Source organism: Povalibacter sp. (assembly GCF_036520495.1).
Lineage (GTDB): Bacteria > Pseudomonadota > Gammaproteobacteria > Steroidobacterales > Steroidobacteraceae > Steroidobacter.
On sequence record NZ_DATDJO010000055.1, the window covers coordinates 14,949 to 35,601 of the forward strand.

Consider the following 20,653-nt stretch of genomic DNA (forward strand, 5'->3'; position numbering starts at 1 on the left):
CTCGGCACAACGCAGCGCAGTCGTCAGGGCCGCGCGTAGCGCGCTCGCGAGCACGGCGTAGCCGCGCGCAGGCCTTTACGACGAGAACGATGTGACACACTGCAAATTCACCAGGCAATCCCATCTCCGCCATGCCGCCCATAGCACGTAGAACCTCACCGGTAATAAATCGTGCACGCTCTGAAGCCAAGCAGAGCATCGCTTCCACCACGTCGCTCTCGTTCCTGCGGTTTCGACACTCTTAGTCAGTCGGATCGCCGCCTACGCTTCGGGCGCGGTCTGAAACTTGGATTCATCAAAATCGAGCTTGGCATCCACGGGACGTTCCATGGCATTGGACTGCGCGAGAGCTGCAAAGCACTTGGTGGTGGCACTCATGTCCAGCCAGCGACTGAAGCGCGCGGCGCGCGCCAGCATGCGCGGCAGCGGCACCGGGTTCTCGTTGGTCATGGCCTTGAGCGCAGAGATGTAGTCATCGCGGTAAACCGTTGGCACGATGATGCGCGTTAGGCCGGCATTCGAAAGGAAGTGATTCATAGCCACGCGCGCCGTTCGCCCGTTGCCATCATCGAAAGGATGCACTTCGGACACTACGAACGAGGCGAGCGCGGCGCGGTTGGCCGGTGTCGCCGCGCTCATGATGATCTCGAACGCTTTGATGAGCGTGCCGACCACCATCTGTGGATGCACAAACACGGTCTGGCCCGCGCGATTGGCTTCGAGCTTGAACTCACCGGGCGATTTCTCTTTTCGTGACTCGATCACCTGTCGGTTCCAGTCCTGGAGCATCTTGGCGAAGGCCTCGGCACTCTCAGGCAGCGCCGGCACCTGCTTGGATTTCAGGATCGCCTGGTAGGTACCGAGGATGTCGTGCGAATCGTCCTCGCGATATTTCAGCGGCCGACCATTCACCACGATGTCGTGCGCCTCCTCGATCTCGAACTCAGTGCCCTCGATGTAATTCGAGAAGTACGTTTCGACGAAGGCTTGCAGCAGCGGATCCGCCCGCGGATCTGCAGGGGGGACTTGCAGCGGATTTCGCTGCAGCTCTTCGGCCAGCGTCTCGAACAGATTCAGGCGCGCCGGGTCATAGGGCTTGCGCGCCGCGCGCGCGATCGCCACTGGCGAGGTCAGTTTGACGGAACGGGTGCCCAGGAGCGCACCGATGGTCTTATCGAGCTGCTTAAACTCGGCGGTCAAGCCTAGGGTCTCGGCAATGGTCCGCGCGGCGTCACGTAACTGATTGGTGGTGTCACCGACATCGCGCCCGATGAAACGATCCAGCCACTGCTCAACATAGGCTCGGCCCAGAGTGCGCTTGTTTGCGGGGTCACCACGACTTGCCGACAGATTCTCCAGCAACCCTCGCGCCTGGCTCGAGATGTAAGCATTGCCATGAAGAGTCGGGATCTTGATATCCGAATCGAGCGGGCCCGGCCCCTCCGCAATGCGCAGCTTGACGCCGGGCAGTTCAACGTCGCGACGGTATGGGCCGGTGAGATAGTAGTTGCCGGCCGGTGTCGGCCGCTGCTGCTCGAAAGCCGAGCGGTGGGAGACGATGCTGCCGGGAGCGATCAGCGCTGACAGCTCGTATAGATGACGCCGCGTGACCGCCTCAACGGGCTGCACCAGATCATCGGTGTAAATGCCTTGGTGAATACGCCGCAGCTGACCCTGTTCGGCCAGCCGCTGAAGCCGTCGGGCTTCGGCTTTGTTTTCGCCTGCCACTTTGAGAGGCACGGTCGCAATTCTCCGCGTAAGTAGGTCCGGAACGACCTGATGTGTCGCTATTTTATACGTAATTCGTAGTTTATGTCGTTTTTTTATTCATATAAATCAACCGAAGGCGATCCGCTACTGTCGCCAGTTTGCACGCAACTCGGCTGGGGGAATCGAAATTGGTCGTTTTCTTATGCGAAATTCGGCAGTTTTGTCGTTTTTTTCCTCGTGAAACCAGAAAGCTTGCTGGCAGTACTACACACATGAGGAGTGAAGACCGATGGCCGCCAGAGGGCGGGCCTGCCAGCCGACTTCGCCAAGGATGGCGGCGACCGCGAACGAGCTGCTCGCGATCCCAGTAAGACTTCCATGACGGCTCGCCTCCTGCTTCGACGAAATCCACCGGCGGCCGTTTTTGTCTCGGAAGGGATCTAAAACTTGGGTCCTTCTTTTGGTCCTTGATGCATTGAACGGTAAAGGTGATCTGCTTACCTCCCTGCAGGTCGTCTCGCGAAATGAATGCGGGGGCATGGCCGCCCATCCACGATGGGGGAACTCGGTGCGACACCATTGTTCGAGTGCGAACCACTTTGCCTTTAGTAACCACCTGCTTTTGCGTTGAAACTAAGACGGAGCAACCAAACGGGACTGCGTACTCTAGTCTCCTGATGTCTCGGCCGGACCAGACCAGGAGCCCACAACATGCAAGCCTCTGATGCCAGCGTCACCGTCTCCTCGCGAATCCTCCGCCTTCCCGAGGTCTGCGGTCAGACGGGGCTATGCCGTTCGATGATCTATCAGCTCGAATCTGAAGAGCGATTCCCCGGCCGCATTCGGATTAGTGCGCGATCCGTTGGATGGCTGGAGCATGAGATTCATGCTTGGATTGCGGAGCGCGTTCGTTCTTCTCGCAGCTCTTCGGCGTCGCACTGACCATTGCGACTACGCAGCGTGGGCTTACTGCTCCGTCGCTTGAACCGCTGCATTGCCATGAGTTGCCCGCCCTCGGCTCGCCTCGAGGCGAATCCAGATAATCTGTCCATGGCAGGAGCAGCAGGAGGCCCCGGTACCGGGATTAGGATATACGGCATATGTGTCCGGACGCCGACAAAATCGCAGATCGCCGACTCACAACACACGTAGCCTGATCGTAAGCTCCTAACGAGGCGACATGGATGCCGCGCCTACCACGATTACATGTGCCGGGCGGTTGCTATCACGTGATCCTTCGCGGCAATCACCGCGAAGCGCTCTTCGGCAGTGATGCCGACCGCGTCCGACTGAACGACATCTTGGCGGAGGTGCTCGATCAGCAGCAAGCACGCCTGCATGCATTCTGCTGGATGACGAATCTTCTGCATGCGCTGGTTCAAATAGGCAATGCGCCGCTCGGCGGCCTCATGCAACGCTTCGCACGCCGCTACGCACGGTGTCGGCATCGCCAACTACGAACCACCGGCCATCTATTCGAGCGCCGTTCCAAAGCCTGGCTAGTGGATATGGATGAGTACTTCGTCACGCTGCTGCGCTACATCCATCTGAATCCAGTGAAGGCGCACATGGTGCAACACCCGGAGGAGTACGCCTGGAGCAGTCATTGCGCCTATCTCGGTGCAGCGCAGATTGCCTGGGTGACGACCGAATCCGGCTTGAGCCTGTTCGGTTCGACGATCGATTCTGCGCGAACGCAGGCTGCTGCTGCTCGGCGGTCTTTGCGCGAGCGCAGCCTCGGCTTTCTACCTTGAGGCCGCACCTAGCGTGATCAAGCACAACGCCTGCGGACCGGCATATCAGCCTAAGCGACTGATCGGAAAAAGTTTCCGAATGGCGGGAAGATTTAGGAGACAACGCCGGCCGCCATCGTCGCGACCGCTTCCAGCGTTCCAAGACTCACGCCCGCGACGATTCCACCATCCACGACCAGCGCCTGACCGGTCATGTATCGGCTCTCGGCGGATGCAAGAAAGTGATAGACGCCGACCATGTCGTCGGTGGTACCGACGCGGCCGAGCGGGGACATCCTCGCAGCCACCGGCACCTCCGGATGATCCTGCGGCAGCATGGGCGTGAATACGCTGCCAGGACACACCGAGTTCACACGGATGCCTCGGGGCGCGAGTTCCACCGCTGCCGAGCGGGTCAAGCTGACGACTGCTGCCTTCGACGCAGAATATTGGCTGTAACCCGGAATCCCCAGCAGCGCCGCGATCGAGGCCGTATTGATGATCGAGCCGCCGTCTTTCATCACCCGCGCTCCCTGCTTGAGACCGTGAAACACGGCGAACGTGTTGATGGCGAACACGCGATTCAGTTCCTCGACGGTCGCATCGGCGATCATCGGGCCAGTGTTCTCCACGCCGGCGTTGTTGACCAGGACGTCGAGGTTCTCGCCGAGTGCATCGCGGGCGTCATGCAACGCACGCGATACCTCGGCCTCGGCACTACAATCGGCGCGGACCGCCGCAATCGCGCCGGTTCTTCGGGCGACCTCCGAACCGTCGCGACGCCCGATGATTACCACGCGCGCGCCAGCGGCGGTGAACCTGGCGGCCACGGCTTCGCCAATGCCCGACGTGCCGCCGGTGATGGCGGCGGTCATTCCTTTCAGAGAGAACATGTGTGCCCCTCGCCTTTCAGCGCGTGTGATACTCGAACGTGACGCCGTAGGTGCGCGGCTCGCCGACCACCCACTGATCCCAACCGAATGACGCCAGGTCGTACGCACCGACCAAATAATCCTTGTCGGCGAGATTGCGCACCCACGCGGTCACGCTCGTGTGCGCGCTGGGCGAAGTCCACGAGACGTGCGCGTTCGCCAGTGCGTAAGCGCCTTGGCTCAGGATCGGATCGTTGTTCACCGAGAAGTACTGCTTGCTCTGATACTTGCCATCCACCTCGAACGCCCAGGTACCGAGCGCGCTTCGGATGGTGTAGGTGGCCATGGCATTGATGTTGGTTTCCGGCGCGCTGGGCAGCCTGCGGCCGCTCAGGTCCTCTCCGAGCGGCGTATTGAATTCGTCGAACTCCGAGTGCGTGTAGCCGGCGCCGAGTTGAATCACCAGGTCGTCGAGCGGGTGCCACGTAGCTTCCATTTCCAATCCATACAGCGTCGATGCGGCTGCGTTGGACAGTTGCTGGACCGGCACGCCCGCATCGCCCGATGCAAGCACGAACACCTGCTGGTCGGTGAAGTCGTAGTAGAAGGCGCTCAAGTTGAGGCGCAGCTGGCCGCCGATCTCGGACTTGAGGCCGACCTCATAGCTCCGCAGCGTCTCCGGATCGACCAGCGTGGCTTCGGCCTGATTCGAGAGAGCACCGCCGTTGTAGTTGCCGCTGTTGAAGCCGCGCGAGACGGTGATATAGCCGAGCACGTCGTCCGTGAACGAGTACGACAGCGACACGCGACCCGAAACATCGCCCCACGACTCGTCCGCGCGGAAGTCGATCGTCTGAAACAGCGCGCGATCCGTGATCTGCCGGCCCACGAACAACAAGGTATTCGTCACGTCGGTCACATCGGCGAGCCACGCGGCGTAGTTGACATCCTTGGTTTCGTGGGTGTAGCGCAAGCCGAGGCTCAGCTTGATCCGCTCGCTCATCAGCATGTCGAGATTGCCGAACAGCGCATAGCTGTCGGTATCCATCGAAGAGATCTGTCCCAAGCCTTCCACCACTTCGCTCAGTCCGGACAAGGCGCCCGGTCCGAATCCCGGAATCGGAAAGCCCACGCTGGTGTCGTTTGTTTCGTGAAAGTAATACGCGCCGGCGATCCAGCTCAGATCTCCCTGCGGCGAAGTCAGCCGGAACTCCTGGCTGGTCTGGCGCGGCTTGCCGTAGTAGTTGCCGGTCATCACGTAGCTGGGGCTCGCGTCCGTATCCTCGTGCACGCGGGACTCGTTCTCTTCGTAGGCAGTCACGGACGTCAACGTGAAGGCCGGCAGTTGCCAGTCGAGCGTGACATTGCCGCCGAAAGATTTCACATCCGTATACTGATCCCGCACATCCCAAGCGCCTCGGTGAAAGTCGGCGCTGTCGGAATAGCCGAAGAAGTCAGTGCAGCCTCCTCCCGCGCGTGGCATGGCGCACGGCTCGAACGTCGTTGGATCGATGAGGCCCACTTGTTTGTACGGTACCAATTGGCTGCGATCACGACTGCCGTGCGCGAGCACGCGCAACGACACGTCGTCGCTGGCGCTCCAGAGCCACTGCCCGCGCCAGCCCAACGAGTCGACTTCGCCGTCATCCGTACCGAGCAACTGATTGCGCTGAAAGCCATCACGGACCTGATGCTTCACACTGAGTCGTGCGGCGCTGTTGCTGCCGGTTTCAAATCCAATCGCTGCTTCCGGATCGAGTTGACCGAAGCGCCCAGCCGTGAGACGGACATCGACCGTGGTGCCACCACCGATGTCCGGCCGCGTCGTGATCATTCGCACCAGGCCGGCCGTCGTGTTCTGTCCGAACAATGTTCCCTGCGGACCCCGTGCGATCTCGACCGTGGCAACATCGAAGATCTGCGAGCCATGCGCTGCCGGCGAAGCCAGGTAGACGTCATCCAGGTAAACGCCGACTTTCGAGTTTGCGTTGGGATTGAACTGTGTGGAGCCGACGCCGCGGATGAAGAAGCTGGGCGAGGTATGCGCGAAGGAACCTTGTTGCGCCAAATTGGGCACGAAGTTGACCAGGTCACGCGTGTCCTTCACGCCCGCTTCCGCGAGTGCTTCTCCACTGATTGCAGTGATGGAGATGGGTACCGACTGAATGGATTCCTCACGTCGCGTAGCCGTGACGGTGATTTCCTCCAGCGGTGCTGTCGCAGATGGTGCGTCCTGCGCGGACGCAGTCTTCAATACAGCTGTGACGGCCACCGCAACGGTCATCGCGGTGCACGACTTCACGACCGAGCTCATAGTCCATCTCCCCGTTTCAATATGTGTTTAAGTCAGTGACTGAGTTCATCGAGGATGTAGCGCGCCACCGACAGCCGAACTTCCTCGGGCAAGTAGTCCTGCGACGGCATCTGCGGATAATCAGGGCGCTTGTGCGTCGGTTTCGCAATCCAGTCGGCGAGCTTCTGCGCATCTTTGCCGTAGAGCGCCTTGACCACGATCATCGGCGGACCGATCAGCTTCGAGTTGTACGTGTGGCAACCCGTGCAGACGGCGAGATACGTCAGCCTGCCCTTCTGATCCGCCGTATAGGGAGCGGCGACCACCGGCGTGGGCGTCTGCATGGAAGCAATCGCTACAGACGAAGCGCTCGCTGCGCAATCGGCAAAGTTGCGCGTTCCGAGCGTTTTGACCGCCGCGCGCTCTGCTATGCAATTGTCGCGACCCTTGCCGGTCGCGAGCACATCCACGCCCCGCTCGACGCCGGCGATCTCGAGAAGATCCTTGAGCGTGCCCTGCGGCTGACGACCGTTGTTGACGAACAAATTGCGCAGCACCTGAGTACCGTCCGGGAATGGATCCATGCGATCGTCCGGAGTCGTGACCAGGAAATTCGTTTCCGAAACCATCACGCCGATGCCGTGGTTGTCTCGGATGAGGTTCCCTTCCACAGTCGTGTTATCCGTGCCGAGCACCAGGATGCCGAGGCCGGGTGGCGCACCGGCCGTGATCGCGCCAGCGGGGGCGGTGTTCTTCATATTGTTTCGGGCGACCACGTTGTTGCGCACGATCAATCGGTCCGACGCCTTGACCGGCAGGCCCGGCAGCAGCGTGGTCGCGATGCCGATGGTGTTGTCGTGGACGTAGTTGTTCTCGATCAGGATGTCGTGCGAGTTTTCGCTTTCGATACCGATGATGCTCTCGTACACCTCGTTGTGAACGACATCCACGTTTTGCGACATGCCGACGTAGATTGCGGCGTCCTCGGAACCGAAGGCGATGTTGTGCGCGACCAAGCCGTTCTTGCCGAACTGGGGAAAGATGGCATAGAAGGTCGGCCCCTCGACCACGTTGTATGCGATGCGATAGTTGTTCGCTCCCTGCGTCATGATGCCGTTGCCTTTGAAGCGCTTCACCCAAAGCCGTTCGACGCTGACACCGTGACCGGCGACCAGCACGCCGTCATTGCGCTGGCCTTCGCCATCCAGCACCGCCCACGCACCCTCGCGCACGATGCCGCGCAGCTCGATGCGGTCCTTGTCGATGAATACGGTTTCTTTGTAGATGCCCGGCTCTACTTCGATGCGATCGCCGGGCGCAGCTCGCTTGACGGCGGCTTGAATGGATTCGCCGGCCTTCACCGTCAAGGTAGCGGCCTGAGTGGCCGCGGTTGCAAACATCAGCAAAGCAACACTCACCAGGCGGACGAACATTGGCTCGCTCCGGCGCATATCAATACTCCTTGCCAGTCATAGGATCGACGCCGCCGTGCATGTTGGCGGCGGTGGGCTTGCGGGCAAGCAACTGCGGGTGCGCCTTCAGCAAAGCGTCGCGCTTTTCGGTCAACTGCTGCGCAAGAGATGCATCCCCCAAACGCGACGCGAGATCGCGTGCGTTCTTCAATTCATCTGCCGCGGTCTGCAAATCCGCCGGATCGAGCTCGACGGCGAGGATCTCCACCAGGCGCTCTTTCGCCATCGATGGATTACGGTCCTGCGCATGGACGTAGGCGCAATACCGCAGCAGGGAAATGTTCTTCGGTGTCTGTGCATGCGCCTGCTCGAGCAGCTTCAACGCCTTCACGCCGTCCCCGCCGGCGAACTCGGGCAGATCGAAGTACACGCGCGCCAGGATCCACAACGCATTTCCGCCCAGCGCTGCCGGATCTTTCGCCGTCGCCGTTTCGAGCAGCGCTTTAGCGGCGCGCGTCTCGGTCATCACCGTTTTGGTGTCGGCCACTTTGACTGGCCACGTCAACTTGTACAGCGCGCGCGCCGACAGCACGTCTGGATTGCCCGAGGAATCGGCGGCCAGGCGCTGGTCGATCGCCTTGGCGTGGTCGATCGCGCGCTGCAGGCGGGCCGACCACTCCGGCACACGAATGCCATACAGATCGAAGTCCCACAGTAGATTGACGTGCGAGAGGTACGCGACGTTGGCCAGCAACGCCTGCAGTTGCAGCACCGTTTCAGCAGGCGCGCCCTCAGCAGCCGCGGACATCAGATCGGCCGCGCAGCCCAAGCTGTTCTTGTCCCACACGGCGGCGGACAACTCGGTTACGCGAGCCTCAAACTGCTCCGCTGCCGGTGGCGCACATTCGTACACCGCATCCGCAGCCGACTCCTCGACCCGAGACTGCCCGTGAGCGGGCAACGATATGACGCCAATGAGCAGCAAGAACGCGGCATGAACACCCCGCCCTGCAAGCCTGCGGTCAGGTCCCATGGTGTGGTTTCCTTTATTCGGTGAAGTCATCAGCGGAGCCTGGGAACGACCGGCAGCCCCGAGGGCACCGCGACTGGAACCGGCGGCGCCATCGACGTATCGGTCAGCGTGTTGAGAAACTCGATCACGTCGGCCACATCCGCAGCCGACAGCTCAGACTTCTGCATGTGGATGTGCCAGTGCAATTCCACGCGCGCACCCGCCGGCAGGGCGTGGCCGCGAGGCGCGTTGTAGAAGTCCAGGACCTCACTCAACGTCGCGAACTGTCCAGCCTGGAAGTAAGGCGCTGTGAGCGCCACATTGCGCAGCGTCGGCGCTTTGAACGCACCTTTCAGCGCTGCATCCATCGGCGACAGCGCGCCTGCCCCTTGATCGTAGGGTCGCCCCGGCACGGGCGGCGCGCCGATCACAGCGAGATCATCGCTGCCGAACAGCGGCGGAACATGGCATTGAGCGCAGCGACCGACGAAGCCGCGAAACACATTCCAGCCGCGCAGCTCCGCGTCACTCAGGGCGTTCTCATCGCCATGCGCGTATCGGTCGAAGCGGCTGTTCAGAGAGATCAGCGACGATTGAAACGCCGCCAACGCCGTCGTGACTTCGTCCACCGTGATCTGCCGATCCGAAGGGCGATTGAATGCCTGCGCGAACAGCTGTCGATACGTGGCGTTGACTGAGAGCGTGCGGCGTACGTGCTCGGGTGTGCTCGCCATTTCATTGGCAGCAAACAAGGGCTCGGCCGCCTGCGCCTGCAGCGATGCGGCCCGTCCATCCCAGAACAGCCGCCCGAGAAAACCCACATTCCAGAGCGTCGGGGTATTGCGAGTCAGTTCCACGTCGCCGGTTCGTGCCGGACCTACGCCGGTGGCCGCGCCACCCATTCCCTTTTTTCGTCCGTCGCCATAGGCGAGATCTGGGTGATGACAATGCGCGCAGGAAACGCGGCCGTCGCCCGAGAGCACAGGATCGAAGAACAACAGCCGGCCCAGATCGATCTGCTGCGGCGAGAAACTGCCCTTCATCGCCGGCAGCGGTACGCGCAGGCCACCCTGCCCCGGCTCCGCTGTGTACAACTGATACAAGCTCGCCAGATGACAGCGACCATCCTCGGCTTCATCGAAACTCGGCGGACAATGCTCGGCGAGAGCGAATGAATGCGCACTCACGTCGCTCGCCCCAAGCAACGCGAGAGCCGTCAGGGCGAGGAACCGCATGTTTCTCCCGCTCGATCCCCACATTCCTTCGACGTAGTGGCCGCCGATATTTGCAACGATGCGGCGTATGAGATGACGTCACGCACGGCGCGCTCGCTTTTCAAACTCTCGGCGATGGCGCGCATCGTGGCGCCGCGCTCGTCACCCGCTGCTGTTCCGCGCTTGCCCGAGGCGAACGCAGAGAGTTGCCGCACCAGATACCAATCCGACATGCCAGCGAGCCGGGGTCCCCCCATGACTGCGTTGCCTTCACCGTGCGGTCCGTGGCACGCGGCGCACGTCACAAACGCCGCCCGTCCTGCGCGCTCATCGCCTTTGAGCATGCGAGGCGCCGCTTGCTCGGGCATGGCGCTGACATACGCGGACAGCCGACCGATGATCGTGTCATCCAGCATGGCAGCGATCGCAACCATCTGCGGGCCGAAGCTGTCCCCTGCGCCGCGCCGCCCGTCACGAAAGTTCGCAAGCTGCTGGCCGATGTACTGCGCGTCGAGACCGGCAATGCGCGGCGCACCCAACTCGGCATTGCCTTGGCCATTCACGCCGTGACAACCCTGGCAAATGTCGAACTCGGCGGGCCGCGGAGGCGCGGCCGCCCTCGCGCCGGGCGCGCCGCCAAGCATGACCACCAATAAGAATCCGGCTACCAGATCGGGCCTGCGCCCTGCCTTGAAGATCGTCACAAAGCCCCCCCGCGTGACGGCGTAACCGCCGCTGCCAGCAAAGACTACGCGGCAACGTTCGAGGTTTGCAATACCGAACTCGCTATTTAGCGAGTTTATTACACTCGCCAGATGGCGAGTTACGGCGCCTGCGCCGGCCGCACTCACCAGCGCGGAACTCGACGGACTTGGCTAGAATCGAGCACCTTATGAACAGCAACCCACCAAAGAGTCCGATTCCCCGGATCACGCAACGACGCGGCGATGCCCGGCGCGAGCAACTGCTGAAGGCGACGCTGACGCTGCTGGCGACCCGAGACTTTCCCGAAGTTACTTTCGTCGCCGTATGCCAGCACGCCGGAGTGCCGCACGGCTCGGCCAGATTCTTCTATCCCGACATGCCGGCGCTGCTGCGCGGCCTGCTGAGCGATCTCGGCAAGCGTCATGACGATGAGCTGAACCGGCCGCTTCGCGGCAAAGCGACGCAGTCATGGCGGACACTGCTCGATACCATGATCGATCGGTCAGCGCGCTTTCAGCGCAGTAACCTGGTGTTCGCGAAGCTGACCATCAGCGGTCACATGCCGCCGGAGCTCAAGCGACTGGATCGCGATGCAGATTTCAAGCGGGCGCGGTTCTTGCTCTCGAAGCTGGACGAGTTCTTTCTATTGCCGAAGCACAAGGACAATGAGCGGGTCGCCTATTATGCGATAGAGATCGTGGATACAGCCTTCATGCTCTCGGCCCGAGAGTCCGGCCAAATCACCTCGTGGTGGATCCGACAAGCCAAGCGCAGCGCCCAGGCTGTACTCGAAGGCCATTTTGGCGACTTGAAGAAGCGTCCGGATCGAGGCCTACATAGATAAGGGAGCAGTTCGCCAAGAGCCTTGCCCCGTTACCTAGAACGGAGACGAGCGCGCGTGCGTAGAGTCCATCGCAGCTTGAATGCCGAGCAAGTCGCCGCGCTGCGCGGCGCTTTGAGCGCGCAGCTACCGAACTCCGATCTGCCCATCGGCGAGGTCATTCGCCAGATGCGACTCAGCATCAAGCGCTCGCAAAGCGAATACGCACAACTCTGCGGAGTCGCACCGCGCGTACTGGCAGAGATTGAAGCTGGCACAGGCAATCCAACTCAACACATTGCGCGCTACTGCTGCCGTTTGCGTTCGATGTCGGCGTCGCACGCCTATCCGATGATCTGCTCCTCGGTGTAGCGCTTCTTCACGTCCAACCTCCTCACTTGGGGTCGGACTCTAAATCACCGTGCTACTGAAAAGTGGGGGGACGTCGACTCAGTAGGTCCTGGTCTTTATCGACCCAACTCGCGCCTCGATGTGATCCAGGAGCGCCTCTCGTACCGACGTAACTGCCGCATCGTTGAGCTTGTCATTCAGCGCTTCCTTTGATGCATCTCTCACGTGATCAGGAAGCTTCTCACCGAGTTCATGCAGCCACGCGAGCACTTGATCCTCATCGATCCTGCAGTCCTTCGCCACGGATTGCCAGTCTGCGAGTCCAATGCGGCGGACGGCATAGTGCTCACCAACCTTCATCGACAATTCCTGCCGAATCCCCTGCTCCTGATAGAGAGCCAGACATGCGAGGTCATATAAAGGCGCGAGACGCACTTCACCCGCGCTGATCAGCAGAGAGTAATTCTTGGCATGAGCGTCCATGCCACCGACAAACCAGTTGAACATGTTCGCCTTGAGAAAGATCTCGACATCCCGATCCGGCTGGGTCGAGACGCGCCGCAAAAGCTCAACGCACGTGCGGATGCCGGGGCCACCATGCTCCTGATATTTGCGGGCCGGCATCAAGGAGAGCGCTTGGCAGAAGTCCTCCTCGTGCACGCGTGTCAGCACACCCTCACTCGTCCAGAGACGGTCGAAACGCTCCACGGCAATGACCGGTTCAGGCAGATTCAAAACGGTGGAGCGTGCAGCGGGTAGCCCGCATCGGGCAGCAACGCTTAGACAAAGATGTTCGTTTTCGCAGATGGCTGGATACCCCGGAATAGCCGGCTTCAAGATGTGGGTGTTAGGTGTGCGCCCGAAGGGCACACCCCAGCGCTCGCCATCGAAATAAAACGAAGTTTTTGTTTGCGCGCCGGCAAGACTGATGCGTCCGACGTCTTTCTTCAGACGCATCGATGCAGCGTCTTTGTTGAGGATCCTGATCCGGTCGTCGAGATCCTCCATCGAGATCCAGGCAATCTCCGGCTGCGAGTCGCCCAGATACTTGTCGATGTGCTCGTCGGGAACGAACTGCGCTGCTCCCGGCACATCCTCGCCGATCTTCAGCATGAGCCTGAATGGATTGACGCTCTTCAGCCCGTGCGCCGTCGCCAGCGCCTCCAATGTGTGCTCGTTCTCTGGAAGCAGGTTCCAGAGAAAAGGCGCGATCAGCGACTGTTTGTATTCGATCTCTGTCAACGGCATGGAGGTCGACAACGGGAAGGCGTGCTTGGATTCCAGCCACGCGGGTTCGTAGCTGAAGCGCAAGAGCCCGTGCTTGTTGCTATCGACCCGGCCCGCGATTTCCCCCTCGATAACGACGAGCAGTTGCGTCATGGCTTGTTGCTGGGCGGTTTCAGCTGGTCGAACACGGCATCCAACCTGGACGGCGAGGCGACGCCCGTGGATCGCATCGGGTCTTGCAGGCGAAGCTCCAATCCCAGCACCTGGATCGTCTTCAGCACACTCGACATCTCAGCAGTTGGGTTGCCTTTTTCTAAAAGAACCACCCACTTGCGCCCCACGCCTACGAGGTTGGCGAGCTGGAGCTGTGACATTTGCTTAGCCTTCCTCCGAGTCCGGAGGGCGTAGCCAAGTGCTTCAGCCGTCGTAATAGAAATGTCCCTCATGGAGGACAGTATATAAATGCCCTTCATAAAGGACAAGTTATGGAAGTCCCTCATAAGGGACAGATTGTCACGTCCCCTATAAAGGACATCCAAAGGGACATCTAAAAGAGAGGGCGACACGCAGAGCCAGAGCGCCGGAGGATCCCCTTGCTCCCGACCTTTCAATCACCGAGCCGGTCGAACCCCGGATCCAGATCGCTCACGCCGCCTCAGACGCAGCGCCTCGAACGCAGCTACCGCCCCCTCATGCATCCCAGCCTGCTGTCGCAGCGCAGCCGTCCGCAATTCATCCAGATAATCCGCCCATGACTGCATCATCTGACGACGCAGCATCAGGTGATCCGCGCTGTTGTAGCTCGCTCGCGTCTTGTCGCGCGGCATGTGCGACAGCTGCAGCTCGATGGCATCCTTGTTCCACTGTTGTTCGTTGAGCAACGTGCTCGCAGTCCCGCGAAAACCGTGGGCTGTGTGCTGCTGCTGCGTAAATCCCATCGTGCGAAGCGCGGCGTTGAATGTGTTCTCGCTCATCGGACGAGATGCATTGCGCACCGACGGCAAGACATACCCTTTGCCATCTGCGCCCGTGAGGGGTTGCAGCAGTTGCAGGACTTGAACCACCTGTCGTGACAGCGGAACCAGGTGATCGGCTCCACCCATCTTCATTCGCTCGGCAGGAATGCGCCATGTGGGTTTCTCGCCTTCGAGCTGAAACTCTGGCCACTGCGCACGGCGTAGTTCTCCTGGTCTGACGAACGTGAGCGCCAGAAGCTTCAGCGCACAAGCGACGACGAACCCACCTTGATACGCATCGATGCTCTTAAGCAGCACACCCAACAGCTGCGGATCACGAACTGCTGCTCGATGCTGAACACTGACCGACGGCAGGTGGTCCTTCGGCTCGATGTGGGCAATGGGCGTGTGCTCCACGAGTCGGCGACCGATCGCCCATTTGAAAACCTTCTTGAGGATCTGCAGCACCCGGCGCGCAGTGTCGATCGCGCCGCGATTGACCATCCGATCCATACAGACGAGCACGTCTTCGCCCGTGACATCTCGAATCGGTATATCGCCGATCCAGGGGAACACGTTGTCTTCGAGGCGTTGGAGAACCCGGCTCGCATGGCCAGCTGACCACTGACGCTGGAAGGCTGTGTGCCACTCCAGTGCGACCGCTTTGAGCGTGTTGAGCTGCGCGCGTCGCTCTTCGGCCATCTCCTCTTTGCGTTGAAGCGCTGGATCGAGTCCCTTGGCGAGCTGTTTGCGAATCGCAAGGCTCTCCTCGCGTGCTTCGGCCAGGCCGACCTCGGGGTAGGTGCCGAGCCCTCGCAGACGTTCCTTACCGGCAAAGCGGTATCGCTGCCGCCACCACTTGCGGCCGGTTGGAGTGATCAGCAGGAAGAGCCCGTCCGTATCGAAGAGTTTGTACGGACGTACCCGAGCCTTCGCAGCCCGTATTTTCGTGTCTGAAAGCCTCGTCATAGGGGTACCGATTTCAGCGTCCTTGGCAGATATGCCTAGGTACCCCTATTCGGTACCCCTGCTCAAGATCGGATTTCGACGCAAATGCACGGAAAACTCCGGACGTCAAACGCGTGTAAGCGCCTGATCGTGAGGGATTTTCCGGAAGTGCCTGGATGACACTGGACGCGCGAATGGTGGCTAGGGTGGGACTCGAACCCACGACCTCGGCATTATGAGTGCCACGCTCTAACCAGCTGAGCTACCTAGCCTTTTTCGTCGCAGGCGGACATTCGGTGCGTCCGGCCGGCGATGGAAGGGCGGGCATTGTCTGGACCGATGCCGGTGCTGTCAAGGAATCGCGCGTTTCCTTAGGGGCTCCGTGCCTCAGCACTCGAAAAAAACCGTCTCGCCGGGGCCGGCAAGGCGGATGTCGAAACGGAATTCGCTGCCTGAGCGGGCCGGGAGGGCCATGAGCGTCGCACGCCGCTGGGTCGGGACCAGCGCGAGCACCGGATCGATCGCATTGGCGGCCTCGTCCTGGAAATAGATGCGGGTATAGAGGCGTTTCAACAGACCCCGCGCAAACAGGCCGACACAGAGGTGGGGCGACTCGCCGGCGCTCAGGCTTGCCGGGCGAATTGCATCAAACGCGAACGTGCCGCTGTCCGGATCGACCGCGAAGCGACCGAATGCCTGGCGATCGGGTTGCCAGATTTCCAGCAGGGCGTCGGTCACGGGTCGGCCGTCGGCATCGAAGACGACGCCCGTAATTCGCAATCGCTCTCCGTCGCCGACGCACAGGTGCGTCCACCGGTCATGGGCGAGTCCGATCTGGAAAAACGGGCCGACGGTCTGCGATGGAGTAACGCTCACCGCTCTTCCTCCAGCGGCGTTTCGTCCGGACCGCGCAGCACGATGTCGAAGCGGAAACCGAGTGCCCGGTTCGGAAGCGTGGCCTCCAGATCGAACTTTGCGACCATACGCTCGCGCGCACGCGCATCGGTCACCGAGTGAAAGATCGGATCGAACGGAAACAGCGGATCGCCGGGGAAGTACATCTGCGTCACCAGACGCGTGAGGAAGCACGGCCCGAACAGGGAGAAATGAATGTGCGCCGGGCGCCATGCGTTCGGATGATTGCCCCACGGGTACGAGCCCGGCCGGATCGTGACGAATCGATAGCACCCTTCCGCATCGGTCATGCAGCGGCCAGCGCCGAAGAAATTCGGATCGAGCGGCGCATCGTGCTGATCGCGCGCGTGCCGGTAGCGACCGGTGGAGTTCGCCTGCCAGATCTCGATCAGGGAGTTCGGGATCGCGCGGCCCCTGTCATCGACAAGGCGACCGTGAACGACGATACGTTCGCCGATCGGCTGCGCTGCGCCCTGCACGGTGAGGTCAGCATCGCTCTCCTTGAAGTCGCTATGACCGAAGACCGGACCGGTGAGCTCCGACAAGGCCTGCGGCAGGACGATCAACGGCTCGCGTGGCGCGCGTGTACGCGTCGACACGTAATCGGGATGCAGGTACGGCGGATCGTGCTGCAGCGACTCGAGTGGATACGGATGGGATGGTTTCATGACTACCGCAGGTCGTTGACGCATTTGTGCAAGCGCGGAGATCCGCAGCACGTCGACTCGATCACACCCGTCAGTCGTGCTTGGCCAGCTTGTCGAGCAGCGCCAGCAACTGTTCCCTGCCCGCCTTGCCGATACGCGCCGTCATGCGCTCCTCATGCTCGGCCTGCCGTATCAGCACGCGCTTCAGCAGCGCCTCGCCGGACCTGGTTAGATGCAGCGCGTGCGAACGCCTGTCGTTCTGTGTTGGCAAGCGCTGCACGAGGCCGCGCCGCTCGAGCGCATCGACGAGCGCCACGAAATTCGGGGTCTGGATGCCCAAGGCTGCGCTGGCGTCGGCCTGCTTCAGGCCGGGGTTCTGACTGATAACGACCAGCAGACCAAATTGCGCCGGACGCAGATCGATATCGACGAAGGTGTGGAAGAAGTCATCGAACACCACCAGCTGCGCCCGGCGCAGCGCATAGCCGATGTAGTGCGACAGCGGTCCCAGTGCCGCGGGTCGGCGCCGCGCTTTCGAGCCGGCGGCAGATGATTTCGAGCGAGCCTTTGCGCCCGCAGTGGTCGACTCCCGGGGCCGGTCTTTCATGCTGGGTCAGCGTGCGCGAAACGTTGGATGACTTCGTCGGGAATGGCGCGGGCCTTGATGCCGCCGGGACGCTCCGGGTCCTTGCCCGCCCAGACTCTGCTTTCATGGCCCTGCACGGCCAGCTTGCCGTCGCGCAGGATGCGGTGCTCGATCGTCAGGCTCGAGCGCTTCCATTCCGCGACATTGCTTTCGACGATGACGCGATCGCCGAAGCGTGAGGGCATGAAGAACTTCGCACCGACATCGACCAGCGGCATGCCGATGATGTCGTAGGTCTTGACCATCTCGGCCTTCGGCAAACCCGCCGCCTCGAAGAGATACGCGGTATTCGCGTCGAAAAAAGCTAGATAGCGCGGATAGAAAACGATTCCCGCCGGATCGCAGTCGCCCCATTCGATGCGCAGTTCGCGCCGAAAGATCAGGCCGGCGATCGGCGAGGAGGGTGTGGAATCGGTGTTTTCCATGCGCTTCGCTGCAAGGCCCGCAACCGAAACCGTTATACGATATAGCTGCTGGAGCCGCAAATGGCAGCGGCGTTGCGGCACTCGCCGATGCCCGGCGGTCGACTCTCATTTAGTATCAGGCCGAATCAGAACGGCACGATGCCGATTGCGGGGACTTTTGAATTCGCAGTTTCACAGCACCGAAGTGGCAGGGTTGTTCGCACCTGCGCAACAACTCGCCTACATGCTCGAGTTCGAAGGCGCGCTGGCGAAAGTGCAGGGCGATCTGGGATTGATCCCGGCAGCCGCCTCCCGGGCCATCGTGGCCGCCTGCTCGGACCGCAAGCTGATCGCACGCATCGACCTCTCGCCCGCGGCGCTCGCGGGCAATGCGGCTATTCCATTCGTGCAACAACTGACGGCACTCATCGCCAGTGTCGACACTCACGCCGCCGCCTGGGTACATCACGGCAGCACCAGCCAGGACGTGATCGACACCGCCATCACCCTGGCTATGCGCGACACCCTCTCCCGCATCTCGCCCGATCTGCGTCAACTGCGTGAAACCGTCGCGGCGCTCGCTCTCGCGCATGCACGCACGCCCATGATCGCCCGAACACTATTGCAGCAGGCCACTCCCACCACGTTCGGCTACAAGCTGGCAGCGTCGCTCGCAGGCCTCGATCAGCTGGCCACGCGCCTCGCGCAGATTTCACGCAGCGGATTGTTTCTGCAGCTCGGCGGGCCGGTGGGCACGCTGGCAACCGCCGGAGCACTGGCACCCGAACTGGTGGCGGGAGTCGCGGTCCGCCTGGGGTTGCGGGCCGCACCGATCTGCTGGCACACGAACCGCGTGTCGATCGTCGAATGCGGATCGGCTCTCGCGGCATTGACCGGGCAACTCGCCAAGATCGCGCGTGATGTCATCCTTGGAATGCAAACCGAGGTGGGCGAACTGGCCGAATCCGCGGCGCCTGGCAAGGGTGGGTCGACGGCTATGCCACATAAACACAATCCGGTGGATGCCGTCGTCGCGGCAGCGGCGGCGACGGTTACGCCGCAACTCGCAGCGGCTCTGCTGGCGTCGATGGTGCAGGAGCATGAACGCGCCGCAGGGGCCTGGCACGCGGAGTGGGTCGTATTGCCGCAGCTGTGCAGCCTGACGCATGGCGCCTTGCTCGCAGTAACGAATACGTTCCGCGGCTTGCGCATCGATACCGAACGCATGCAGGCGAACCTGACCTGCGCACTGCGGACTGCGTGTGCAACCGCGCTCGCCGAGACGCTCGGCCCCACGGTGGGTCGCGACGTCGCGCACGACCTGGTGCATTCGTGGTCGCAGACCGCGCTCAATGGCAATCGCACGCTGCGCGAAGTGGCTGTGCAGGAACTTGCCACGGCGAATGTGAATCTTGGCCGCGAACAGCTGGACGAGGTATTTTCGATCGATCGGGACATCGCCGCGGCGGAAGCCCGCACGCTCGACTATCTGACACAACGCAAAGAGGGAGCCAGTTTCGATGGATGATCAGGAACGCTACGACAAAGGGGTGCAGCATCGCCGCGCGGTGCTCGGCGACGCCTGGGTCGATCGCGCCAACTCGCGACTCACCGATTTCAACAGGGAATTCCAGAATTTCCTGACGCGCCATGCCTGGGGGGATGTATGGAACCGGCCCGGACTCGACCGCAAGACACGCTCCTACATCACGCTGTCGATCTGCATTGCGCTCGGCCGCTGGGAAGAATTCCGCGGTCACACGCGTGGCGCGATCAATAACGGCATCACGAAGGAAGAGCTGCAGGAACTCATCATCCACAGCGCCGTTTATGCGGGTATGCCGGCTGCGAACACCGCGATGCATCACGCCGAGGAAGTCATCGGGGAGCTGGAACAGCCTCCGTCTGGAAAGCCATGAAAGTCGCAACGACCGATGACGCACAACTGCACTACGAACATGCGCCGCGCCCCGGCGCTCCGGCACTGCTGCTGCTCAACTCACTGGGCACGAGCCTGGAGATGTGGGACGACCAGGTTCAAGTGCTGCAAGAGCATTTCGAAGTCGTGCGTTACGACGTCCGTGGCCACGGCCAATCCTCTGCGGGTAGCCGTACGGAGCTCACGCTCGAACAGCTGGCGCGCGATGCGCTCGTCGTCCTGGACGCCTGCGAAATCGCGCGAGCGCACCTGTGCGGGCTGTCTCTCGGCGGCATGACGTCGATGGTCATTGCCCGGCACTGGCCGGATCGGGTCCTTAAAACCGCGCTCAGCAATACCTCGCCTCACATGCCACCGCGCGAGAGCTGGGACTCACGCATCCAGACGGCCCGAACGCAAGGCATGTCGGCCCTGACCGAGGGCATCCTCGGCCGCTGGTTCACAGCGGGATTTCGCAGCGCCGAGCCTGAGCGGGTCGAGCGCGTGCGTCAGATGCTTCTCGCCACCAACCCCGCGGGTTACGCAGCCTGTTGCGCAGCCGTTCGTGACATGGACCTGCGCGAAGACATCAAGGACATCACGACGACCACGCTCGTGATCGGGGGCACGAAAGATCCAGCCACACCCCCGGCGGATGCGGAATTGATTGCGAACTCCATTCCAGGAGCAAAGCTCAGGATGCTGGAGGCCGCGCATCTGTCGAATATCGAGCAGGCGGAGGAGTTCACGGCGGCGCTGGTGGAATTCCTCGGCACCATCTGATTCCGGGGAAATCTCTCCGCGGGATGATTTTTCTGTGGGTCCGACTTCAGTCGGACATCTGAGACTCGAGAACTGTTTGGCTAAAGT

General features: G+C 61.5%; 22 protein-coding genes, 1 tRNA gene and 1 pseudogene. 9 read left to right on the forward strand and 15 right to left on the reverse strand.

The features are described from left to right. Positions 1 to 261 precede the first annotated feature (261 nt). Positions 262 to 1,362, reverse strand: a complete 1,101-nt coding sequence (locus VIZ63_RS18565; protein WP_331611204.1) for a Fic family protein — start codon at positions 1,360 to 1,362, stop codon at positions 262 to 264. Positions 1,363 to 1,596: 234 nt separating this feature from the next. Between VIZ63_RS18565 and VIZ63_RS18570 the strand changes: the two genes are divergently transcribed. The 4 genes and pseudogenes from VIZ63_RS18570 (at position 1,597) to VIZ63_RS18585 (ending at position 3,464) form a co-directional block, all read left to right on the forward strand. Then, positions 1,597 to 1,764: a hypothetical protein gene (locus tag VIZ63_RS18570; protein WP_331611205.1), complete on the forward strand. Its 168-nt coding sequence runs from the start codon at positions 1,597 to 1,599 to the stop codon at positions 1,762 to 1,764. A 657-nt stretch (positions 1,765 to 2,421) separates the two neighbouring features. Further along, entirely contained in the window at positions 2,422 to 2,652 is a 231-nt protein-coding gene (locus VIZ63_RS18575; RefSeq protein ID WP_331611206.1) for a helix-turn-helix transcriptional regulator, read from the forward strand. 242 nt (positions 2,653 to 2,894) lie between these two features. Beyond that, a pseudogene (locus VIZ63_RS25690) lies at positions 2,895 to 3,197 on the forward strand (transposase); the annotation flags it as partial. Between the two features lie 21 nt (positions 3,198 to 3,218). Continuing rightward, positions 3,219 to 3,464, forward strand: coding sequence for a hypothetical protein (locus VIZ63_RS18585; RefSeq protein WP_331611209.1), 246 nt, complete (start codon positions 3,219 to 3,221; stop codon positions 3,462 to 3,464). 92 nt (positions 3,465 to 3,556) lie between these two features. Here VIZ63_RS18585 and VIZ63_RS18590 read toward each other — a convergent pair whose 3' ends face one another. From VIZ63_RS18590 to VIZ63_RS18615, 6 genes are read right to left on the reverse strand one after another with little or no spacing between them, the layout of a single operon-like run. After that, positions 3,557 to 4,336 carry an SDR family oxidoreductase gene (locus tag VIZ63_RS18590; protein ID WP_331611210.1) on the reverse strand — a complete coding sequence of 260 codons (780 nt, stop codon included), beginning with the start codon at positions 4,334 to 4,336 and terminating at the stop codon, positions 3,557 to 3,559. Between the two features lie 16 nt (positions 4,337 to 4,352). Continuing rightward, complete coding sequence (locus VIZ63_RS18595; protein ID WP_331611211.1) at positions 4,353 to 6,629, reverse strand: TonB-dependent receptor; 2,277 nt, start codon at positions 6,627 to 6,629, stop codon at positions 4,353 to 4,355. A gap of 32 nt (positions 6,630 to 6,661) precedes the next feature. Continuing rightward, the gene (locus tag VIZ63_RS18600; protein ID WP_331611212.1) at positions 6,662 to 8,041 is read right to left on the reverse strand and encodes a parallel beta-helix domain-containing protein; all 1,380 of its coding nucleotides are present in this window, start codon (positions 8,039 to 8,041) and stop codon (positions 6,662 to 6,664) included. 19 nt (positions 8,042 to 8,060) lie between these two features. Next, a complete protein-coding gene (locus VIZ63_RS18605; RefSeq protein ID WP_331611213.1) occupies positions 8,061 to 9,053 on the reverse strand; it encodes a hypothetical protein in 993 nt (330 codons plus the stop codon). Between the two features lie 29 nt (positions 9,054 to 9,082). Further along, entirely contained in the window at positions 9,083 to 10,267 is a 1,185-nt protein-coding gene (locus tag VIZ63_RS18610) for a cytochrome-c peroxidase (protein WP_331611214.1), read from the reverse strand. Next, positions 10,249 to 10,950 (reverse strand): c-type cytochrome, encoded by a 702-nt coding sequence (locus VIZ63_RS18615; protein ID WP_331611215.1) that lies wholly within the window; start codon positions 10,948 to 10,950, stop codon positions 10,249 to 10,251. Before VIZ63_RS18615 ends, VIZ63_RS18610 begins: the two co-directional genes overlap by 19 nt. A gap of 65 nt (positions 10,951 to 11,015) precedes the next feature. On the opposite strand from VIZ63_RS18615, the gene VIZ63_RS18620 reads away from it, so the two are divergent. Both VIZ63_RS18620 and VIZ63_RS18625 read left to right on the forward strand, forming a co-directional pair. Further along, positions 11,016 to 11,795 carry a hypothetical protein gene (locus VIZ63_RS18620; RefSeq protein WP_331611216.1) on the forward strand — a complete coding sequence of 260 codons (780 nt, stop codon included), beginning with the start codon at positions 11,016 to 11,018 and terminating at the stop codon, positions 11,793 to 11,795. Positions 11,796 to 11,849: 54 nt separating this feature from the next. After that, positions 11,850 to 12,143, forward strand: a complete 294-nt coding sequence (locus VIZ63_RS18625) for a helix-turn-helix transcriptional regulator (protein ID WP_331611217.1) — start codon at positions 11,850 to 11,852, stop codon at positions 12,141 to 12,143. Positions 12,144 to 12,221: 78 nt separating this feature from the next. Here the strand turns inward: VIZ63_RS18625 and VIZ63_RS18630 are convergent, their stop codons facing one another. From VIZ63_RS18630 to VIZ63_RS18665, 8 genes are all read right to left on the reverse strand, one after another. Beyond that, a complete protein-coding gene (locus tag VIZ63_RS18630) occupies positions 12,222 to 13,502 on the reverse strand; it encodes a type II toxin-antitoxin system HipA family toxin (protein WP_331611218.1) in 1,281 nt (426 codons plus the stop codon). Beyond that, a complete protein-coding gene (locus VIZ63_RS18635; protein WP_331611219.1) occupies positions 13,499 to 13,723 on the reverse strand; it encodes a hypothetical protein in 225 nt (74 codons plus the stop codon). Before VIZ63_RS18635 ends, VIZ63_RS18630 begins: the two co-directional genes overlap by 4 nt. Before the next feature lie 237 nt (positions 13,724 to 13,960). Continuing rightward, complete coding sequence (locus tag VIZ63_RS18640) at positions 13,961 to 15,274, reverse strand: tyrosine-type recombinase/integrase (protein ID WP_331611220.1); 1,314 nt, start codon at positions 15,272 to 15,274, stop codon at positions 13,961 to 13,963. A 174-nt stretch (positions 15,275 to 15,448) separates the two neighbouring features. Further along, positions 15,449 to 15,525 (reverse strand) — tRNA-Met (locus VIZ63_RS18645). Between the two features lie 115 nt (positions 15,526 to 15,640). Beyond that, complete coding sequence (locus tag VIZ63_RS18650; RefSeq protein ID WP_331611221.1) at positions 15,641 to 16,129, reverse strand: protocatechuate 3,4-dioxygenase subunit alpha; 489 nt, start codon at positions 16,127 to 16,129, stop codon at positions 15,641 to 15,643. After that, positions 16,126 to 16,836 (reverse strand): protocatechuate 3,4-dioxygenase subunit beta, encoded by a 711-nt coding sequence (gene pcaH / locus VIZ63_RS18655; RefSeq protein WP_331611222.1) that lies wholly within the window; start codon positions 16,834 to 16,836, stop codon positions 16,126 to 16,128. The genes VIZ63_RS18650 and pcaH overlap by 4 nt, the downstream gene beginning before the upstream one ends. A 70-nt stretch (positions 16,837 to 16,906) precedes the next feature. Beyond that, entirely contained in the window at positions 16,907 to 17,422 is a 516-nt protein-coding gene (locus VIZ63_RS18660) for a MarR family winged helix-turn-helix transcriptional regulator (protein WP_331611223.1), read from the reverse strand. Next, positions 17,419 to 17,886 carry an acyl-CoA thioesterase gene (locus VIZ63_RS18665; protein ID WP_331611224.1) on the reverse strand — a complete coding sequence of 156 codons (468 nt, stop codon included), beginning with the start codon at positions 17,884 to 17,886 and terminating at the stop codon, positions 17,419 to 17,421. Before VIZ63_RS18665 ends, VIZ63_RS18660 begins: the two co-directional genes overlap by 4 nt. Positions 17,887 to 18,043: 157 nt before the next feature. Between VIZ63_RS18665 and VIZ63_RS18670 the strand changes: the two genes are divergently transcribed. The 3 genes from VIZ63_RS18670 to pcaD are packed head-to-tail and all read left to right on the forward strand — an operon-like array spanning position 18,044 to position 20,566. Beyond that, positions 18,044 to 19,393, forward strand: coding sequence for a lyase family protein (locus tag VIZ63_RS18670; RefSeq protein ID WP_331611225.1), 1,350 nt, complete (start codon positions 18,044 to 18,046; stop codon positions 19,391 to 19,393). Beyond that, positions 19,386 to 19,784, forward strand: a complete 399-nt coding sequence (pcaC, locus tag VIZ63_RS18675; RefSeq protein ID WP_331611226.1) for a 4-carboxymuconolactone decarboxylase — start codon at positions 19,386 to 19,388, stop codon at positions 19,782 to 19,784. Before VIZ63_RS18670 ends, pcaC begins: the two co-directional genes overlap by 8 nt. Then, a complete protein-coding gene (pcaD, locus tag VIZ63_RS18680; protein WP_331611227.1) occupies positions 19,781 to 20,566 on the forward strand; it encodes a 3-oxoadipate enol-lactonase in 786 nt (261 codons plus the stop codon). The genes pcaC and pcaD overlap by 4 nt, the downstream gene beginning before the upstream one ends. Positions 20,567 to 20,653: the final 87 nt, after the last annotated feature.